This window comes from Vibrio sp. 704, from assembly GCF_033339295.1.
In genome coordinates this window covers 1-740 of the sequence record NZ_JAWOUH010000386.1, presented here as the reverse complement: position 1 = coordinate 740, position 740 = coordinate 1, and the positions used below count along the sequence as shown (strand labels likewise).

Here is a 740-nt window from a genome sequence, read left to right as displayed (position 1 = left end):
CTGGTGTCGAACAGAAATACTGACAGCGCACTGACTTTGTCCGACCCCAGCAGAGACTGAGCACTGTTGATGTGTACGTAAAGTTGGCGTTTATCCAGCTCAGGCACACCAGTTGAGTAGATACCGCGAACTTTAAAGTCGTAAGCGTTCAAAGCGCCATCTGTCGTAGTAGCAAGTAAGGTAATCCAATCTCCCACGTTGACGCTCAGATTACTGGCGAGATCCACCCCAAGCATCACTTCTGGCTCAGAAGCGTCGTAGCGAGAGGCATGAATGTTGGAAAGCGTCTGCCCATCACGCACGTCCAAAAACGGCCCTTTCATATCGAACTCGCGTTCGTTAACGCCGATACCAATAAAAATCGAGGACTTGCTGCCGTTAGAGATCAAACCGCTGAATTCCACTCGAGGCTGTACGCCTCGCACCTCACTCAACCCAATCAACTGTTTGGTGATCTCATCGGCATGGCTCAAACCATTGCTCAATGGCATCTCTTCTTCTTTAGCGAAATAACCCGGCGTGGTTAATGTCAGATGCCCCGTGTCACGCGCTGTGGATTCTTTCAAACTGTCGTAGGTATAAAGGCCAAAACCACCTGCGCTGGTCAGCGCAAAAACTGCAATGGCGATGATCAGCATCGACAACAAACTGCGTCGGCGATTACGTTGTAGGTTCAGCCAAGCAAGGCGAACCGAAACAGGAATTAGCTTGCCCATGAGACCTCCTTCACACTGGCGTGC

1 protein-coding gene is annotated in these 740 nt (G+C 50.7%); it reads right to left on the bottom strand.

Annotation, left to right across the window (positions count from 1 at the left end; genetic code table 11):
- Positions 1–716: ABC transporter permease (locus R7R24_RS26630; protein ID WP_318120106.1), on the bottom strand; the 716-nt coding region annotated here is incomplete at its 3' end.
- Positions 717–740 lie beyond the last annotated feature (24 nt).